General features: G+C 43.1%; 15 protein-coding genes, 1 tRNA gene, 1 other RNA gene and 2 pseudogenes. 10 read left to right on the forward strand and 9 right to left on the reverse strand.

Annotation, left to right across the window (positions count from 1 at the left end; all coding sequences use genetic code 11):
- On the forward strand, positions 1 to 462 hold a 462-nt coding region (locus ACYTR8_RS04280; protein WP_479650922.1), incomplete at its 5' end, for a tyrosine-type recombinase/integrase.
- Between the two features lie 77 nt (positions 463 to 539).
- On the opposite strand, the gene ACYTR8_RS04285 is transcribed toward ACYTR8_RS04280, so the two are convergent.
- From ACYTR8_RS04285 to ACYTR8_RS04310, 6 genes and pseudogenes are all read right to left on the reverse strand, one after another.
- Positions 540 to 612 (reverse strand) — tRNA-Lys (locus ACYTR8_RS04285).
- A non-coding RNA gene (gene ssrS / locus ACYTR8_RS04290) (6S RNA) lies at positions 613 to 808 on the reverse strand.
- A gap of 69 nt (positions 809 to 877) precedes the next feature.
- On the reverse strand, positions 878 to 2167 hold the full coding sequence (locus ACYTR8_RS04295) for a replication-associated recombination protein A (RefSeq protein WP_111714948.1): 1290 nt from the start codon (positions 2165 to 2167) through the stop codon (positions 878 to 880).
- A 32-nt stretch (positions 2168 to 2199) separates the two neighbouring features.
- A complete protein-coding gene (locus tag ACYTR8_RS04300) occupies positions 2200 to 2766 on the reverse strand; it encodes an aminodeoxychorismate/anthranilate synthase component II (RefSeq protein ID WP_479641721.1) in 567 nt (188 codons plus the stop codon).
- A gap of 32 nt (positions 2767 to 2798) precedes the next feature.
- Positions 2799 to 4556, reverse strand: coding sequence for an aminodeoxychorismate synthase component I (gene pabB, locus ACYTR8_RS04305; protein ID WP_479641722.1), 1758 nt, complete (start codon positions 4554 to 4556; stop codon positions 2799 to 2801).
- A gap of 323 nt (positions 4557 to 4879) precedes the next feature.
- Positions 4880 to 5050: pseudogene (locus tag ACYTR8_RS04310) on the reverse strand (ArpU family phage packaging/lysis transcriptional regulator); the annotation flags it as partial.
- Positions 5051 to 5105: 55 nt separating this feature from the next.
- Here ACYTR8_RS04310 and rhuM point away from each other — a divergent pair.
- From rhuM to ACYTR8_RS04330, 4 genes and pseudogenes are all read left to right on the forward strand, one after another.
- Positions 5106 to 5333 (forward strand): annotated as a pseudogene (gene rhuM / locus ACYTR8_RS04315) (RhuM family protein); the annotation flags it as partial.
- Between the two features lie 60 nt (positions 5334 to 5393).
- Positions 5394 to 5864, forward strand: a complete 471-nt coding sequence (locus ACYTR8_RS04320; RefSeq protein ID WP_479641723.1) for a DUF3013 family protein — start codon at positions 5394 to 5396, stop codon at positions 5862 to 5864.
- A 1-nt stretch (position 5865) separates the two neighbouring features.
- A complete protein-coding gene (locus ACYTR8_RS04325) occupies positions 5866 to 6210 on the forward strand; it encodes an ASCH domain-containing protein (protein WP_111714958.1) in 345 nt (114 codons plus the stop codon).
- A gap of 19 nt (positions 6211 to 6229) precedes the next feature.
- The gene (locus ACYTR8_RS04330) at positions 6230 to 6658 is read left to right on the forward strand and encodes an NUDIX hydrolase (RefSeq protein WP_434177373.1); all 429 of its coding nucleotides are present in this window, start codon (positions 6230 to 6232) and stop codon (positions 6656 to 6658) included.
- Positions 6659 to 6855: 197 nt separating this feature from the next.
- Here the strand turns inward: ACYTR8_RS04330 and ACYTR8_RS04335 are convergent, their stop codons facing one another.
- Positions 6856 to 9393: a pneumococcal-type histidine triad protein gene (locus tag ACYTR8_RS04335; protein ID WP_479641724.1), complete on the reverse strand. Its 2538-nt coding sequence runs from the start codon at positions 9391 to 9393 to the stop codon at positions 6856 to 6858.
- A 561-nt stretch (positions 9394 to 9954) separates the two neighbouring features.
- On the opposite strand from ACYTR8_RS04335, the gene prmA reads away from it, so the two are divergent.
- The 5 genes from prmA (at position 9955) to ACYTR8_RS04360 (ending at position 16199) form a co-directional block, all read left to right on the forward strand.
- A complete protein-coding gene (prmA, locus tag ACYTR8_RS04340) occupies positions 9955 to 10908 on the forward strand; it encodes a 50S ribosomal protein L11 methyltransferase (protein WP_479640716.1) in 954 nt (317 codons plus the stop codon).
- A complete protein-coding gene (locus tag ACYTR8_RS04345) occupies positions 10908 to 11666 on the forward strand; it encodes a 16S rRNA (uracil(1498)-N(3))-methyltransferase (RefSeq protein ID WP_479640715.1) in 759 nt (252 codons plus the stop codon). Before prmA ends, ACYTR8_RS04345 begins: the two co-directional genes overlap by 1 nt.
- A 165-nt stretch (positions 11667 to 11831) precedes the next feature.
- Positions 11832 to 12839 carry a LacI family DNA-binding transcriptional regulator gene (locus tag ACYTR8_RS04350; RefSeq protein ID WP_434177377.1) on the forward strand — a complete coding sequence of 336 codons (1008 nt, stop codon included), beginning with the start codon at positions 11832 to 11834 and terminating at the stop codon, positions 12837 to 12839.
- A 270-nt stretch (positions 12840 to 13109) separates the two neighbouring features.
- Positions 13110 to 15296: a PTS transporter subunit IIBC gene (locus ACYTR8_RS04355; protein ID WP_479641725.1), complete on the forward strand. Its 2187-nt coding sequence runs from the start codon at positions 13110 to 13112 to the stop codon at positions 15294 to 15296.
- Positions 15297 to 15374: 78 nt separating this feature from the next.
- Positions 15375 to 16199: an endonuclease/exonuclease/phosphatase family protein gene (locus ACYTR8_RS04360; RefSeq protein ID WP_479640713.1), complete on the forward strand. Its 825-nt coding sequence runs from the start codon at positions 15375 to 15377 to the stop codon at positions 16197 to 16199.
- 8 nt (positions 16200 to 16207) lie between these two features.
- On the opposite strand, the gene ACYTR8_RS04365 is transcribed toward ACYTR8_RS04360, so the two are convergent.
- Positions 16208 to 16720 carry a kinase gene (locus ACYTR8_RS04365; protein WP_479641726.1) on the reverse strand — a complete coding sequence of 171 codons (513 nt, stop codon included), beginning with the start codon at positions 16718 to 16720 and terminating at the stop codon, positions 16208 to 16210.
- A 24-nt stretch (positions 16721 to 16744) separates the two neighbouring features.
- Positions 16745 to 17782: a M42 family metallopeptidase gene (locus ACYTR8_RS04370; protein WP_479641727.1), complete on the reverse strand. Its 1038-nt coding sequence runs from the start codon at positions 17780 to 17782 to the stop codon at positions 16745 to 16747.
- Positions 17783 to 17825: the final 43 nt, after the last annotated feature.

Raw genomic sequence — 17825 nt, forward strand, 5'->3', positions numbered from 1 at the left:
GAAATCAGAACTTATAGACGTTACGATAGTATTTCCTATGAATGGAAGCCACCTAAAACTGAGACCTCAGTAAGGTCTATACCTATTGATGATGCCACCCTCACAGTCCTTAAAAAGTTGAAGATTGAGCAAAAAGAAATCTTTAATCAGAAAGAAATTGAAAATAGGGAACAGTTTTTATTCTATAATGTTCACTCTGGTGTCCCTACCAATAACAGTGTTAATAAGCATTTGAGACAACTATTACAGAGGCTAAAAATTGAACCTTATAATCTGAGTTCAACAGGAATAAGGCATACGTACGCGAGTATTTTATTAGCATATGGTATAGATATCTGGGTAGTTGCAGAAAATATGGGGCATAAGGATATAAAGCAAATCACTGAGACATATGGGCATCTTATTAAAGAAAAAGCAGAAAATGAAAATAATAAGATAAGGAATTTTCTAAAAACAAGTTAGACTTATCAAAAGGTTGACCAAAAGTTGACCAAAAATCAAAAAACCTTGATAAAACAAGGTTTTCGACATGTTATTTATACCCCCTACAGGGCTCGAACCTGTGACCCATAGATTAAGAGTCTACTGCTCTACCAACTGAGCTAAGGAGGCAAGAATGCTGTATTGGCACCGGTGATCCACTTTTTGTATTGAGCCCGCGCAATATAAGCAGGTGGGTAACGCGCTCTTTCTTGGAAGTTGCGTCCGCGTGAAACGGCTTGCAGACTAGAAAGAGTCTTTGTTTCCCGAAAATACAAAGAAATAGTCGGTCAACACTTAGATGTGGATTCGTATGCCACAGCAATGTTTCTGTATATTTATGATACCACTTTCTCAGATTTTTTCAAGTCCCAACTCTAAAAAATGTAACCGTTTCCTACTTTGGGATACCGGTTGAGTGACTAGAAAGCTTGTCAATACGCTCTTTGTTGGCACCCAGGGCACGTTCATATTTTCCGGTTTCGTTGGGGGAAAAATACTGTTTGCCAATTAATTTATCTGGCAGGTACTGTTGTTTGACCCATTTTTCAGGGTAAGCGTGGGGATAAAGGTAATCTTTGGCATTCCCCAGTTCCTTACTGCCAGCATAATGCCCATCTCTCAAATGCCTTGGGATAGGAAGGTTTCCCGATGTTCTCAAATCGCTTAAGGCAGCATCCATGGCCAGATAAGCTGAGTTGGATTTTGGGGATAAGGCTAAATCAATGACCACGTTAGCAATTAGAATACGTGCTTCTGGAAAGCCGATTTTCTGAGCGGCATCAAGTGCGGTAACGGTATGGACTTGGGCGTCAGGATTAGCCAAGCCAATATCTTCATAAGCAATCACAATCAACCGCCTAGCTAAGCTTGGTAAATCGCCTGCTTCCACTAATCGTGCCGCATAGTGAAGACTGGCATTGACATCGGAACCACGAATAGCTTTTTGGAGGGCAGATAGGACATCATAATGCCCGTCGCCATCTTTATCCATGGTAATATAGCTGCGCTGCAAGGAATTTTCAACAGTGTCTAAGGTGATGTGTCGTTTCCCGTCGCTATCTGGCTTTGTAGACATGACTGCTAGATCCAGGGAGTGATAGGCTGAGCGTAAATCGCCATTGGTGGCTGTTGCGATAAAATCAAGAGCATTATCGTCAAGCATCACGTCAAAGGCAAAGCCTCTTTCTTTATCGGTAATGGCAGTTCGAAGGGCACGCTTGATATCCTCGTTGGAGAGAGGTTCCAGTTCAAAAATCTGGACCCTGCTTCTGATAGCGGGTGTCACTGAAAAGAAGGGATTCTCAGTGGTTGCGCCAATCATGATAATGGTACCATTTTCCAGTAAGGGGAGCAGGAAGTCTTGTTTGGTTTTGTCTAGCCGATGAATCTCGTCTAGTAGCAATACCAACCCTCCTGAAAATTTGGCCTCCTCAGCAATTTCTTGGAGACGTTTTTTGCTATCAACGGTGGCATTAAAGGTCCGAAAGGCATACTTGGTAGTACCTGCAATAGCGCTAGCAATGGAAGTTTTACCGATTCCTGGAGGACCATAGAGAATCATGGACGATAGCATATTGGCTTCCACCATGCGACGGATGATTTTGCCTTCTCCAACAAGATGTTCTTGTCCGATGACCTCTGAAATGGTTTTGGGGCGCATGCGGAGCGCTAAATGATCGGGCATGTAACTGTCCTCCTTTCTTTTTGCGGATGTGATTAACGGGGAATGGCTGCGATGAAGTTAGCAATCATGGTCATGCCATCAGGGGTTCCGATGCTTTCTGGGTGGAATTGTAGGCCAAAAAGTGGCAGGGAGCGATGCTCAAATGCCATGATTTCCTGATCGTCACAGTCTCTAGCGGTCACGATAAAGTCTTTGGGCAATTGATCCACAACGATGGAATGGTAGCGCATGACGGTAACCTGTTTTGGGAGGGAACGAAAGAGGCTGGCAGGGCCTTGTGTTTCAATGGTACTTTGCCTGCCATGCATGACACGTTTAGCCAAGCGTAAGGTTCCTCCTAGAGTTTCAGCGATCGCTTGGTGTCCCAAACACACTCCTAAGATAGGTTTTGTTTGGTAAAAGTCTTGAATGAGTTTTGGCATTTGATTAGCTTCTTTTGGCCAACCAGGTCCGGGGGAGAAGACTAGCGCGTCAACCTTTTTGGCCATGTCATATAAGTTTGGGTCTTGGTTATACAAGACAATAGTCTCGTCAAATTCACTTAGATATTGGGCGAGGTTGTGGGTAAATGAATCGTAATTATCAATTAAGAGTATCATAGGTTCCTTAATAACAAAAGATGAGTGTCAGTTTAGGCATGATCGCTGACTAAGAGGGCATTAAGATGAGTAAGCTCAAGGTTGAGAGGATAAAGGCCACGAACAGCATTTCCTCCAAAAATAGCGCTCGCCTCTTTTAAATCAGCTAGTGTTAACTCTTTTTCCTGAACCTGACCGCTAGCTAGCAGTTCTTGGCGGAATAGGCCTGGTAAAATACCCACCGCCACTGGTGGTGTGTAGAGGGTCCGACCCAGCTGGATAAAGAGATTGCCAATGGAAGTTTCCAATAATTGCCCCGCTTGGTTATAGAACACCTGTTCATAAGATTTTTGCTCAATATGAGGGCGATAGCTGGTTTTAAAGTAGGTAAAAGGCGAAGCTGTCACGTCCTTGTCCTGTAAGGAGAGTTGAGCTGTCAGAAAATCGGCTGATAAAGGTTCCAAAAGTTGATCAGAGAGTCTCATCTTTCCATCTTTGGATAAACTAATCGTCAAGCGGTAGGCAGCATCGTCCTTGTCTTCCAAATAGGTTGCTAATTGTTTCTGCAAAGCTTTCTCATCGTAAGGGTAGGCAAAATAAGTGGCTGCTTCTTTAAGCCGATTGAGGTGTTGCTCAAGGAAGGCTATTTTTTTCTGTTTTACCTTGGCGGTTGTTTTGAGGTCAAAGATTTGTTTGTGCCGATAGAGAAAGGCTGTTTTTTGATGTACTTCCTCGTATTCGTCTTCCCACTTGCTTTGCCAAGTGATGCCGCCTCCGACACCATAGGTAGCTTGGTTATGACTGAGCTGGATGGTTCTAATGGGAACATTGAAGAAGCGGCGACCGTCAGGTAGGCAAATGCCAACAGTTCCACAATAAATTCCCCTTGGGTTTGGCTCCAGGGATTTGATAATCGCCATGGTGGAGACTTTTGGTGCCCCTGTAATAGAGCCACAAGGAAAGAGGGCTGTGAGAATGTCTATCAGGTTACAGTCCGCTTTGAGGTCACCAATAATGGTTGAGGTCATTTGCCAGACGGTAGAGTATTGTTCCACCTCGCAGAGCTTATCAACACGAACACTGCCTGTTTGGCAAATTTTTCCCATGTCATTGCGGAGCAAATCAACAATCATCATGTTTTCAGAGCGATTTTTCCCGTCAGCTTGGAGCCAATCATGTTCTTGTTGATCCAGCCAGGTATTAACCCCGCGCTTAGTGGTACCCTTCATAGGTCTGGTGATGAGTTGATTGCCTTCCTGTTTAAAGAACAATTCAGGACTAGCTGAAATAACGGTAAACTCATCATGGGCGATGTAGGCATTGTAGCCAGCAGCCTGTTCAACGACGAGTTTATTGTAAATGGCTAAACTATCAGCGGCATTGAGTTCCTGAGTTAATTGAAGGGTGTAGTTAACCTGATAAGTGTTGCCCTGTCGCATCTCATGGTGAATGGTTTCAATGGCTTTTTGATAGGCTTCTTTTTGAGTGGCGCTGACCCATTGGTTAGGGATAGTAATGCTGTCATAATCGAGAGGAAGGTCTTCTTTCTGACAGGTTTTGTGTACCGTAAAATAGGCAAGGTACTCGTTGCCTAACCGGTCATTATGGGTTTGTAAGGCGTTGTCAAAAAAAGCAGCTGCTTCGTAACTGAGGTAACCCAACACGTAGTAGCCTAGTTCTTGGTAGTGCTGAACCTGTTGAATGACTGGGCCGACCTGATCTAAGGACTTGGCTACTAACTCTAGTAAGGGTTTTTCAAACAAGAAGCGGTGTCCAAGCTCCTTGAAATCAATAATGGTTTTTCTATGCATACCCAAATTATATCATAAAAGCGTTTGCCAAGCCTAATGAGAACAGGCAACAACTGTCTTTTGACCACGTAAAAAGACTGAACGTTCACTAAGAAAGTTCAGTCTTGATTGACTACAATATACTCTTATCGTAAGGCAAGCGGTAGTGAATGTTTAGGTAGGTTAAACCTCCGACGACAATAGCCTAGTCTGAAAAGGCAACACTTTTCTGAACAATTTTTATAAAGTGCTTTTTAAGCGATAATTCGTTTGGTCATGGGAGTTTGGTAGTTAAGACTACCATGAATGCGATGATAGTTTCAGCAATGAACGTAGTCTCTTGTCTTGATGGCGTCTAATTCCTCTAGGGGGCATTCTCGGCTTATTTCAAGGCGTTTACATCTAAAGGAATGATATTCTATATCAAACTGGTAAAGCTCGTTATACATCAAATCAAGGCTATTGGCGATATGTTGCCATGTATGGAATTCTTTCAGTTGTTCTTCAGCACCCATCGTTAGCTCCTCTGTGCTATAATATTAGTGTTGATCATATTGTCAAAGGCGATAATCCATCTTTGATTACATTGAAGATTTGATAGAGAGACGTCGTTCATTTACTAAGGCGCATTTTGTTGCAAGTATAGATAACTTTCTTAATTTCTGTTAATATAGAATTCTAGAAGGTAAAGGCTCTATTTCGATGAAATTCGCAAAAGAAAAAGCTAGTCGTGAGTATGTAGAATTTAATAAGTTACAAAAATTAACCCTGATAAGGGACACAAAAAATGTCAAGTAAACTAATGAGGTCTTGTAAAGACTTATATAACAACATTTAGAAAGACTAGGTATAAAAAAGATGGCAAAATATGGTTTTTTATCAGTATTAGAAGAAGAAATGGACAAACATTTTCAGTATGATTATGCCATGGATTGGGACAAGAAAAATCACGCGGTGGAAGTGACCTTTATTTTAGAAGCTCAAAATAAAGAGGCTATTGAAACCATTGACGACAGCGGCGAAGTGACTCAAGACGACATTATCTTTGAGGACTATGTGCTCTTTTACAACCCTGCCAAGTCTCAATTTGAGGCAGAAGATTATTTGGTTACCATTCCTTTTGATGCCAAAAAGGGCTTTTCTCGTGAATTCTTAGCTTACTTTGCGCAATTTCTCAACGATATTGCTATTGAAGGGCACAGCGATTTAATGGATTTCTTAGCGGATGATAGCAAGGTTGATTTCGGCTTGGAATGGAATGCGCAAGCTTTTGAAGAAGGTCAACAAGGATTAGAAGAGGGAGAAAGTTACCCTTATCCAAGGTACTAAGATGATACATGAGATGATGCTGACGCCAAGACCATTTGCTATGATTGAGGCGGGCTTGAAGACTATTGAACTACGGTTGAATGATGAAAAAAGGCAGGGTATTAAGGTAGGAGATTGGATTTGCTTTTATTGTACAGAGGATCACAGCCAGATCCTGCAAGCAGAGGTCTTAGGGCTACATTATTTTGATGATTTTCGGCAGCTTTATCAGCAGCTGCCGCTGGAAAAATGTGGCTATCGTCAAGAAGAGCTGTCTCAAGCCAGACCAGAGGATATGGAATTGTACTACAGTAAAGACCGCCAGGCTAAGTATGGCGTGGTTGGCATTGAGCTAAGGTTGCTTTGATGACTGGTGAGGCGTAGTCATGAAACTTTTAGATAAAACAGTCAATTTTTCTGGGGCAAAGTTAGCCTTGATCAGTAACGGTAAGATTTTGACCATCTTGCGTGACGCGATACCAACGATCCCTTACCCTAATATGTGGGATTTACCAGGAGGAGGTCGTGAAAATGCTGAAGCTCCCTTTGATTGTGCGTCACGTGAGTGCTATGAGGAGTTAGGCCTAGCGTTGACCAAGGACGCGGTCGTTTGGGAAAGGGTTTATCCGGGACTTGTTAATCCTGACAGCCAAGCTGTATTTCTGGTGGCTTTTATGAATCAGGATATGATAGATCATATTGCTTTTGGTGATGAGGGACAAGGCTATCAGCTGATGGCTATTGATGACTTTTTAGCGGACGATCGGGTCATTCCTCAGCTGAAGGTTCGCTTAACTGATTATTTAAGTCAATAGGCAGACCTAGCTGGTACACTAAACAGGTCAGCAAACACCACTGCTATGTGATAGCTACGATAAGAATCAAAAAGCCGATTGACCTATCCCCACATGTGGCTAGGATCAATCGGCTTTGTTTTTGGGGTGGTTAAGTCTTTAATCTGGTAGGCCAGATCAGCTGAGCAGTTGATATTATCAATCAGTCCTGCTATGGCTTAGTTGTTGCTAGCTACTGATGTGCTGCTAGCTGTCTCTGACTCACCTAAAAAGTAGCTGGCTGATTTATCGCTTACCGGTGTTTTACCAACAAGCTCAGGGTCAGGTGCTAATAGGTCGTTTTCGTCGGAGTCAGAACCAGATCCTACAAATTCTTCCAACCAGCTTCCAGTGCTACCAGTATGATTAGGAGTTTGTGGTTCTTTAGGTAGTGGATCACCTGGTAGCCAGGTATTCCCTGAGTGGCTACTATTACCTGTAACCTCGTTGTTGGTTATTTTATCAAAGTTGACGTTATAAACAATATCCTCAGTGACTTCCTTACCATATTCCTCAGTTGAAATAATAGGCTTATTGTAATCACGCTTGTAGCCGGCATCTGGCTGTACTGATGGTGGTAGGATACCAGCTGTATGTAATGAGTGTCCCTTACGAACAAGGTAAACGGCAGTCTTACCCTTACCAGCTCGACTAATCAGCTGTCCGCCCTCTCCTGCCTTAAAGGCAACGGCTACATATTGTCTCGGATCGTGGAAGTAATAATTAGGGTGTCTGCTAGGATCCTCTAGATCAGTTGGCTTGTCAGGATTAACAGCGATGTAAGGTCCAATATAAGGAGCAGTAGTTCCAAAGGCTGCTTGGAATAGGCCAGTAAAGGCTACCTTATCGTTTTCATTTTGTGTGATAGAAAATCCCTTAGCAAAATCAGTTAGATTAAAGTTATTGGCAAGGTTCACGCTACTTCGGTACTCAATAAATTCATAGCCTGGATCTGGGACGGGCTCAGGGATAACAAGTCCTTGCTCCTTAGCTTCCTTCCAGGTAAGACCACTACGAACATTGTAGAAGAAGCCTCCTTGAGTCACGCCGTTAAGTTTCAATCGCCCATTAAAGATTGTGGTGAACCAGACAGGAACATAATTTTCTAAGTCAAGGTCTGAAACATCATCACCTGGCCCGTAGACAGCCTTGGTAGGCTGCTTTCTAACCTTATCAAAGTCTACATAGAAGCGTTGATGTTCTCTGTCCATCTTGCCAACTGTTGGTAAATCAGCATTCCAGCCCTTAAAGATACGCCCCTCATGCTTGATTGCCTCTGGACGCTTAATGTTCAAGTCCTTCCAGTCTAAGTCCTTACGCACAAGGTAGTGAACGCGCTTGGTTTTAGTGCCATTAACCTCAATGTCACCGTATTCACTGTTTGTACTAAACAACACATGGATAAAGTTTTTGATGTTTTTAATGCCCTCTGGGTGATATTTTTTATAGACCCCATCACGTGTTAGATTTTCAGATGAATTTTCCGTATAGAAAGGACCATAAACGAGCTGAGTTTCGACCTCTAGATTGGTTGATTCTGTCTTGACATTGCGCTCAGGATCATCTGGCAATTCTGGGTCAATCTTATAGATGTGAGCATGGTCTCCATGACTAATGGTCATGTAGTTGCCCTCAATTGAGATGTCCTCACGACGAACCTTGAAGCGATCCATAAATTCTTTGATGAGTCTTTCTTTGCGCTGTTCAAAGGTTTCTCCGTCTATCTTTTTGAGGATCTGTTCTTCTGGAGTTTTAAATGGCTTAGAAAGATCAATATCCTTTAGCCAGATGACGTGCGTGTGATCTTCATGAGGGTATTCAAAGCCGACCTGCCCATCATTAGCTAGGATTTGCTTGATACGTGAAGGGTCTATTTTGAGTCCCGTAGCTAGATAAGCTATCTGGGCATGATAATTTCCCTGTGGGGCTTTGGTATGGCCTGATTTGTATTGGTCGACCAAATAAGCCCATTTGCTACGCTTTAAGTCCTCAAAGCTAATAGGGTGCAAATGGCTCCCATGCTTCACCAGGATTCCAGTGTCAGTGACACCGCTAATGTTGGTGCCATCAAATAAGAAGCCATCACTAGTTTTGAAGTCAATTCCTGGGATACCCCCCTGCTGATGAATGCTAGGTGGTGTTGATGGCAAGTGAGGTGTGGTTGATGCGATGTGGTTGATGGTTGCTGATGGTAGGCTTGATTTGAGGATATAGTGGTAATGATCCCCATGACGAACAGTGTAGCCATAGGCGTCCTCAGCAACAATGTCAGCTGGATTAAAGACATAGCCGTCTCCAGCATGACCAGTTGAGACTACTGATCCAGACCTTGCAGCTTGGTTAGAAGTAGGCTGTGCTTCCTTGTAGTCCTTAGGAATGAGATAGGCCCACTTTGTCCCCTTCAAATCGGAATAGAAGAAGAAATGCTTGTGATCGCCATGCTTCACAATAATGCCCGTATCTGTTTTGCGTTCAATTTGCGATTCGCTTGTCAATAAAAAGCCATCATCAGTTGGGACATCAATTCCCGGGACTTTTTTATGCTCTCTTTTTTTCGTAGTTTTACTGCTTTTTTTACTTTTCTTTTTCGTAGCCTTTTGGTGCTTTTTAGGCTCCTGAGAATGCCCCTTTTGCGAATGTGTTTGGCAGGCTGTTAGGGCAAGGCTGCAGGTTAACAGTAGCCCTACAAGGGGTAAAAGATGTTTTCCTTGTTTCATGGTTAATCATCAACTCCTTTCAAAAATACTTAACCAGTTAACTCTATTACTGGTTAAGTATATCACTTGACATCTAAGAATACAATAGATGTTATAAATTTTTTAATGTTATTAATCTAATGATCTAAAAGGTTCCTGAAAAATGAAAGGCCTTTTAGCTATTTCAAAGGCTTGGAGCTTCAACAGGCGAATCAGCTATTGGTTTTTCTGGATTTACGAGAAAGAGCTGCTCTTTTTTGATGTAGCTGGTATAAAATATGGTAAAATAGGATCTATCAAGAGCCTATCTACCTTTAGATTGGCTGAGATTTGTTAGGCAATGCGTCCCTGATAAAGGTTGGGGTTATGAGACAATAGGCCTTGGTGCTGTGTTTGTCCTTAATAGGAATCCTCTGAGACAGCAGTGCAATATCTGGCACACAGGATCGCATTAGCTTATGTTACTATAAATATAAAGAAGCTTGAAAGGAAAGGCTGCTTTGATCTGATAGAGGGTCACTGGTTTTAGGGTTTAGGCTAGGGGCAAGTGACCACTGATGATATGGCAGCAAGGGTATCGTTATGAAGGCATGGCAAGAGCTGACAATTACAGTCCATCGTGAGGCAGAAGAAGCTGTTTCAAATTTGTTAATTGAGACAGGCAGTCAAGGGGTTGCTATCGCGGATAGCGCAGACTATATTGGGCAGGAGGACCGCTTTGGGGAATTATACCCAGATGTGGAGCAGTCTGACATGATAGCTATCACAGCCTATTACCCAAGTAGCACTAATTTAGCGGATGTGACCGTGACCATTAATGAACAGTTAGCGGAGTTGGCTAGTTTTGGATTACAGGTTGGTCAGGTTACTGTGGACAGTCAGGAACTGGCTGAGGAAGACTGGGCGGACAACTGGAAAGCCTATTATGAGCCTGCTCGTATCACGCATGATTTGACAATAGTCCCTAGTTGGACGGATTATGAAGCTTCTGCTGGGGAAAAGGTTATTAAATTAGATCCTGGAATGGCATTTGGGACAGGGACACATCCCACAACTAAAATGAGCCTTTTTGCCTTGGAACAAGTCCTTCGTGGCGGCGAAACGGTTATCGATGTAGGAACCGGTTCAGGTGTCCTCTCGATTGCCAGTTCCTTGCTAGGTGCTAAAACCATCTATGCTTATGATTTAGATGATGTGGCTGTTCGAGTGGCTCAAGAAAACATTGATTTAAACCAAGGAACAGACAACATTCATGTGGCTGCTGGAGATCTTTTAAAAGGGGTTGGTCAAGAAGCGGATGTGATTGTAGCCAATATCTTGGCGGATATCTTAGTCTTATTGACTGAGGATGCTTACCGTTTGGTCAAGGACCAAGGCTATCTCATTTTATCTGGTATTATTTCTGAGAAACTGGATATGGTTCTAGAAGCTGCTTTTAGCGCAGGTTTCTTCCTTGAGACACATATGGTTCAAGGCGAGTGGAACGCTTTAGTGTTCAAAAAAACATATGATATCTCAGGAGTGATTGGCGGCTAATGCAACAGTATTTTATTAAAGGCAAAGCAGAAAAAGAGGTAACAATTACCGATAAAGATACTATCAAGCACATGTTTCAAGTGATGCGCTTGGCTGACGAGGCAGAAGTTGTCTTGGTCTTTGACGACGGGATTAAGTATTTAGCCAAGGTGACCAATAGTATGGCTCATGAGTTAGAGATTATAGAGGCTTTGCCAGATCAGGTTGAGCTGCCTGTTGAGGTGACCATCGCTTCGGGTTTTCCTAAAGGCGATAAGTTAGACACGATTGCCCAGAAAGTGACTGAATTGGGAGCCAGTGCGCTATGGGGTTACCCCGCAGACTGGTCAGTGGTCAAATGGGATAGCAAAAAATTAGCTAAAAAAGAAGACAAGTTGGCTAAAATCGTTTTAGGAGCTGCTGAGCAGAGCAAACGAAATGTGGTGCCAGAAGTGCATCTTTTTGAACAGAAAGCAGAGTTTCTAAAAAGCCTTTCTAGCTTTGATCATATCTTCATTGCTTATGAGGAGACAGCTAAGGCAGGTCAGCTAGCGACCTTGGCGCGTGAATTGAAAGAAGTTAAACCAGGGTCAAAACTCCTCTTTATCTTCGGACCAGAAGGGGGGATTTCCCCAGCTGAAATCACTCAGTTTGAGGCAGCAGGTGCCATTAAGGTGGGTTTGGGTCCTCGTATTATGCGAACAGAGACCGCTCCGCTATACGCCTTAAGTGCTATTAGTTATGCCTTGGAATTGCAGGTAACATCTGATGACAACTAAGCAAGTCCTTCGCTTGCTTAGTTTTTTAGGGAAACGCTCCTTTAGAAAACTTAAGTGTCCTCAAAAAAGGGAAGGCAGGTGAGCTGCTCCACAATGTGGAAAAACAGTTGACAGGGCTTAAGAAAATGACTATGCTAGTAAAAAAGATGATTGAGGGAGGAAGACTTGGTTACCATTAAAGATGTTGCAAAGCTAGCAGGGGTATCCGCATCGACGGCTTCGCGAGCCATTAATGACAATCACATGATTAGTCAGGCAACCAAAGAGCGCGTGAGAAAAGCGATGGAAGCATTGGATTATTCCCCCAATTATTCTGCACAAAATCTGGTCAAGCGACAGTCCAATGCGGTTGGGATTATTTTGCCAGTGCGCGTGAGCCAAGACTCTCTCGGCAACAATCCTTTTTTCATGCAGATTATTCAAGGCATCGCAGGTGTTTGCACAGACAATGGCTACATGGTCAGTCTAGCGACCGGTCGCAGTGATGACGAGCTATTGAAGAATGTTCAAAACATGATTCGCAGCGGACACATTGGCAAACTGATTTTTCTTTATTCCAAAACAGATGACAAGGTTTTTGATTTTGTTAAAAAACAAGCTGTGGATTGTGTGGTCGTAGGGCAGTCTTATGTGACGGATAACGGCAATGCTAAATTTGTGGATAATGATAATCGCCAAGCAGGTTACGATGCCGCAGCTTTTCTGCTGGAACGTGGGTTTAAGCAAATCACTTACGCCTATACTGACATGGACGAATTGGTGCAGGCTGAACGCTTTATTGGATATGCCGAAAAAATGACGTCCCAAGGTTTGGCCGCTCAAACCATTAGCCTCTCCTCAGAAACGGAACAGGATATCGATCAGCGGATCCAAACGTTTTTAGCCAACCACCCTCAGCCGGCCTTTGTAACCTGTGATGATATGCTAGCTATTCATCTGCAACGCCTGTTAAAGCAAAACCATCCCAAACAAAAAGTGCCTATGATTAGTTTTAACAACTCTGTTTTAGCTGAATTGGCCACCCCGTCACTGACATCGGTAGAGATTTTTCCTTACCAATTGGGAGAAAAGGCTGCCACTTTAGTGTTAGCAACTGATCATATTCAGGATACCATTCATTTGATCCCTCATCAGATAGTTGAAAGAGAGTCCACCCAATCGATAACGCCATAAGTAAACGAAACCCTTTGCGATGTTCCATTGAACAAGCGAAGGGTTTTTGTGTCCTCTTTTTAAGTTAAGGGAGACCGTTTTGTAAGAGGGGTGACAAGATTCTCCTATTCTTTTTTAAGAAAACGCTTTACAAAATTCAGAAAGGCGAGTATAATGAATTTATCAATTCGCGCAAACGTTTGCGTAAATCGTTTGCAACCCACTACCTCATGGCGTGATGCATGATAGCGATTGCCTCATTTCTTGAGGATGTTAAAAAGGAGAAGTAGAATGAAAACATCATTCAAGCAACTGTTTAGTTTCGAGTTTTGGCAAAAATTCGGTAAATGTCTTATGGTCGTTATTGCTGTTATGCCAGCGGCTGGTTTAATGATCAGTATCGGAAACTCCATTCCAATGATTAACCATGACTCAGCATTTTTGGCATCTCTAGGAAACATTATTGCTCAGATTGGTTGGGCTATCATTGTTAACCTTCACTTGCTATTTGCCTTGGCCATTGGTGGTAGTTGGGCTAAAGAACGTGCAGGAGGGGCCTTTGCCGCAGGTCTTGCTTTTGTCTTGATCAATCGAATTACAGGTGCTTTTTATGGAGTGTCAGGTGCTATGCTAGCTGATCCAGAAGCAAAAATCACAAGTCTCCTTGGTACTCAAATGATCGTTAAAGATTATTTCACCAGTGTCTTGGAATCTCCAGCCCTAAACACAGGGGTTTTTGTTGGGATTATCGCAGGGTTCGTAGGAGCAACAGCCTATAACAAATACTATAATTACCGTAAACTTCCTGAAGTTTTGACCTTCTTTAACGGGAAACGTTTTGTACCTTTTGTGGTCATCTTGCGTTCTATCCTAGTAGCGCTTGTCTTGGTGGTTGTTTGGCCGGTTATCCAATCTGGAATCAATGGTTTTGGCATGTGGATTGCCTCTTCACAAGATTCAGCTCCAATCCTAGCCCCATTCCTATATGGTACCTTGGAACGTCTCTTGTTACCATTTGGTCTGCATCACATGTTAACCATTCCAATGAACTATACTGCTCTTGGGGGAACTTATGAAGTCATGACAGGTGCAGCAGCAGGAACAAAAGTATTTGGACAAGACCCTCTATGGTTAGCTTGGGTAACAGACCTTGTTCACCTTAAAGGCTCAGATGCTTCAGCTTATCACCAGTTAATGGACGGAGTCACTCCAGCTCGTTTCAAAGTAGGACAAATGATTGGTGCTACCGGAACATTGATGGGGGTTGCCTTAGCGATGTACCGTAATGTGGATGCCGATAAAAAACATAAATACAAAATGATGTTCATCTCAGCAGCGGCAGCGGTATTCTTGACAGGGGTAACTGAACCACTTGAATACATGTTTATGTTTGCAGCAATGCCACTTTACCTTGTTTATGCCCTTGTGCAGGGAGCTTCATTTGCCATGGCAGACCTTGTGAATCTCCGTGTTCACTCATTTGGGAACATTGAATTATTGACCCGTACTCCTATGGCCCTTAAAGCAGGTCTAGGCATGGATTTGATTAACTTTGTTTGGGTCTCTATCCTCTTTGCAGTCATCATGTACTTTATTGCGGATATGATGATTAAGAAAATGCATCTCGCAACAGCTGGCCGTTTAGGCAATTATGAAGCAGACATGCTTGATGACAACAAAGCTAAAACCTCTGCTGCCCCTATGACAGATAGCAACTCTCAAGTCGTGCAAATCGTTAATCTCCTTGGTGGGGCAGGCAATATTGATGATGTCGATGCTTGCATGACCCGCTTGCGAGTGACGGTCAAAGATCCCGCTAAAGTTGGTGCTGAGGACGATTGGAAAAAAGCAGGTGCTATGGGTCTCATTACCAAAGGTAGTGGTGTCCAAGCGGTCTATGGACCTAAAGCAGATATTTTGAAATCAGATATTCAAGATTTGCTTGATTCAGGGGCTATTATTCCAGAAGTCAATATGGCAAAAGTAGCCGACAAACCAATGCCAGCCAAAGATTTTAGACACGTGACAGTAGAAGTGCTATCAGTGGCAGACGGAACCGTTTTACCAATCACAGGTGTGAAAGACCAGGTGTTTGCTGCTAAGATGATGGGCGATGGGTTTGCTGTGGAACCCACTAATGGCAATATCTATGCACCAGTATCTGGCCTTGTGACCAGCGTTTTCCCAACCAAACATGCCTTTGGTTTACTGACAGACAGTGGTCTTGAAGTGTTGGTGCACGTGGGACTTGATACCGTAGCCCTAAATGGTGTTCCTTTCTCAGTAAAAGTCACCGAAGGGCAACGTATTGAAGCAGGAAATCTTTTAGTGGTAGCAGACCTTGCTGCCATTCAATCAGCAGAGCGTGAAACAACCATTGTGGTTGCTTTTACCAACACAGCAGAGATCCAAGATGTGACCTTGACATCTTTAGGAGCTCAACCTGCTAAAACTCCAGTAGCAACCGTAGAACTTTAAGAGAATAGAGCAAGAGAGTGATAGGTCCTAGCAGCAGCTGGTGAGCTATGACTCTTCTTGTCTTATAAAGGAGAACTAATGACCAAGTTACTAACGCTGAATACCCACTCGTGGATGGAAGCTAATGCCCTTAAAAAATTATTTGATTTGGCAGAACATATCCTAGCTGAAAAATACGATATCATTTGCTTGCAAGAAATCAACCAACTGATTGAAAGCGAATTGGCCATGGAATTACCGAGCTATCAACCTATTCCCGGGACACCAACCATTCATAAAGATCATTTTGCTCTTCTCTTGATTCATTACCTCAAAAAGCGGGGACAGCACTATTATTGGTCTTGGGCTTATAACCATATTGGCTACGACATTTACCATGAAGGCGTGGCAATCTTATCAAAACAACCTATTCATGTTTCAGATATTCTCGTGTCGGCGATGGATGATGAAACAGACTACCATACTAGACGCTCGCTCGTCGCCAAAACCAAGTTAGATGGCAAGGAAGTGGCTATTGTGAATGTGCACTTGTCTTGGTTTGACAAGGGGTTCCTGGGCGAGTGGGAGAGGTTAGAAAAAGAACTGTTGTCTCTGAATTGCCCTCTGATTGTCATGGGAGATTTTAACAATCCAACGGATCAAGAGGGTTATCAAGTGATTATGGGTAGCCCCCTAAACCTACAAGATAGCCATAAGGTTGCTGACCATGTTTTTGGTGATCACAGTATTGTGGCTGATATTGATGGCTGGGAAGATAATAAAGAAGCTTTCAAGGTAGACCATGTTTTTACCAGCAAGGATTTTGACATCAAGGCGTCTCGCATTACCTTTGAAGGAGGAGATGCACCAGTCGTCAGTGACCACTATGGTCTTGAAGTGACGTTGGATTGGGTTGAGAAATAAGAAAAAGGTCAGGAAGTTAATCCTGACCTTTTTGTGATGTCTTGTAATATGTAATTGAGTGCTTCTTGCAAGGTGACAGTTTTGTCAAAAGATGTTTCAGAGATTATTTTGATGTCATCTTTTTCATTCCACCACTTTCTCAGAACTTCCTCACCAACTTCCTCGACCTTACTTCTGCTTGAATGGCGCTTTAATGTTTCTTCAAAAGGAATATCATAATAATCAGCATAGACTTGAAGACGGCTTTGTTGGCTAATAAAGTCCCAAACAGGGGCATACCAATCTGGTTTTAGAATACCTTCTAAGATGATATAATCGCAATTCGCCATTCCAAAAGTAATCAAATGCTTCAATAATGGAATTGTCGGCGTATCAAAACCATCATGGGCTAGTAACATTTCGCGTCTTAATTTATTTTGAGAAAGAAGTAAGGTGTTTTCACCAAGTTGACTTTGGAGGGCATTCGCCAAGCTGGTTTTCCCGCTAGCAGCATTTCCTCTAATAAGAATTAATTTGGTCACATTTTCTTCTTCTCTAACTTTAATTTAATCAATCATGGTGCTTTTCAAATAGGCATCCACCAGTCGTTCAGTCGCTTCGATAGAGTCTGTATGAGTGCGTTCATAAGAGTGACTGGATTCAATACCAGCCCCAAGAAGTGCGTGACGTACCTCAGCCCCTGCTCGCATCGCAGCAGAAGCATCACTACCGTAATATGGGTAAATGTCTAGCTGATAAGGAATCTGATAGTCCTGGCAAAGGGTTACCAAATGTTGACGAAGCTCATAATGATAAGGACCAGAGCCATCCTTGACACAGATGGAAACAGTGTATTCGTCCGTTGCTTGGTCGTCTCCCATAGCTCCCATGTCAACTGCCAAATACTCAACCACTTGCGCTGGTAGGCTTGAGTTGGCACCGTGTCCGACCTCTTCGAAAGCAGAGAAATAAAAATGGGTCGTGTATGGCAATTCCACTTGCTCTTCTTTGTAGCATTTTAGGAGCTCCATAAGAATAGCTGCGCTGACCTTGTCGTCAAGGTGACGAGACTTGATAAAGCCTGATTCGGTCACGATGACACGCGGATCAAAAGAGATGAAATCACCGACTTCGATGCCAAGCGCGCGTGTTTCGTCAGCCGTTGTGACTTTTTCGTCCAAGCGCACTTCCATATTAGCTTGATTGCGTTCCGCACTGCCCGCGTCTTTATAAACATGCACAGATGTCTGGTGAAGTAAGATGGTTCCAGAAATTTCCTTTCCAGATTTGGCAAGATGTACGGTACAGTTCTCTCCCTCGATAGAATTGTAGACAAAGCCACCCACTAAGTCCATTTTCAAACGACCGTCAGGTTTGATAGCACGAACCATAGCCCCCAGAGTATCTAAGTGAGCCGTCACCACACGGTGTTTGTCATCGTTTTTACCTTGGACAGACACCATAATGCCTCCCTTATGGGTACGGACAGGCTCATAGCCAAATTGGCTGAGTTCGTCATGCACATAGTTCATGATTTTCCGAGTAAAACCTGTTGGAGAAGGGATGTTAGCAAGTTTAGTCAGGTATTCCACAGTTGTTTTCATAAGTACTCCATTCTTTGAAAAAATCCATATAGTCCTTCTATTA

Source organism: Streptococcus sp. F2, assembly GCF_056500955.1.

Coding starts and splice junctions, on each gene's coding strand:
- ACYTR8_RS04295 (WP_111714948.1), bottom strand. CDS start 2,167: ATGCCCGATCATTTAGCGCTCCGCATGCGCCCCAAAACCATTTCAGAG.
- ACYTR8_RS04300 (WP_479641721.1), bottom strand. CDS start 2,766: ATGATACTCTTAATTGATAATTACGATTCATTTACCCACAACCTCGCC.
- pabB (WP_479641722.1), bottom strand. CDS start 4,556: ATGCATAGAAAAACCATTATTGATTTCAAGGAGCTTGGACACCGCTTC.
- ACYTR8_RS04320 (WP_479641723.1), top strand. CDS start 5,394: ATGGCAAAATATGGTTTTTTATCAGTATTAGAAGAAGAAATGGACAAA.
- ACYTR8_RS04325 (WP_111714958.1), top strand. CDS start 5,866: ATGATACATGAGATGATGCTGACGCCAAGACCATTTGCTATGATTGAG.
- ACYTR8_RS04330 (WP_434177373.1), top strand. CDS start 6,230: ATGAAACTTTTAGATAAAACAGTCAATTTTTCTGGGGCAAAGTTAGCC.
- ACYTR8_RS04335 (WP_479641724.1), bottom strand. CDS start 9,393: ATGAAACAAGGAAAACATCTTTTACCCCTTGTAGGGCTACTGTTAACC.
- prmA (WP_479640716.1), top strand. CDS start 9,955: ATGAAGGCATGGCAAGAGCTGACAATTACAGTCCATCGTGAGGCAGAA.
- ACYTR8_RS04345 (WP_479640715.1), top strand. CDS start 10,908: ATGCAACAGTATTTTATTAAAGGCAAAGCAGAAAAAGAGGTAACAATT.
- ACYTR8_RS04355 (WP_479641725.1), top strand. CDS start 13,110: ATGAAAACATCATTCAAGCAACTGTTTAGTTTCGAGTTTTGGCAAAAA.
- ACYTR8_RS04360 (WP_479640713.1), top strand. CDS start 15,375: ATGACCAAGTTACTAACGCTGAATACCCACTCGTGGATGGAAGCTAAT.
- ACYTR8_RS04370 (WP_479641727.1), bottom strand. CDS start 17,782: ATGAAAACAACTGTGGAATACCTGACTAAACTTGCTAACATCCCTTCT.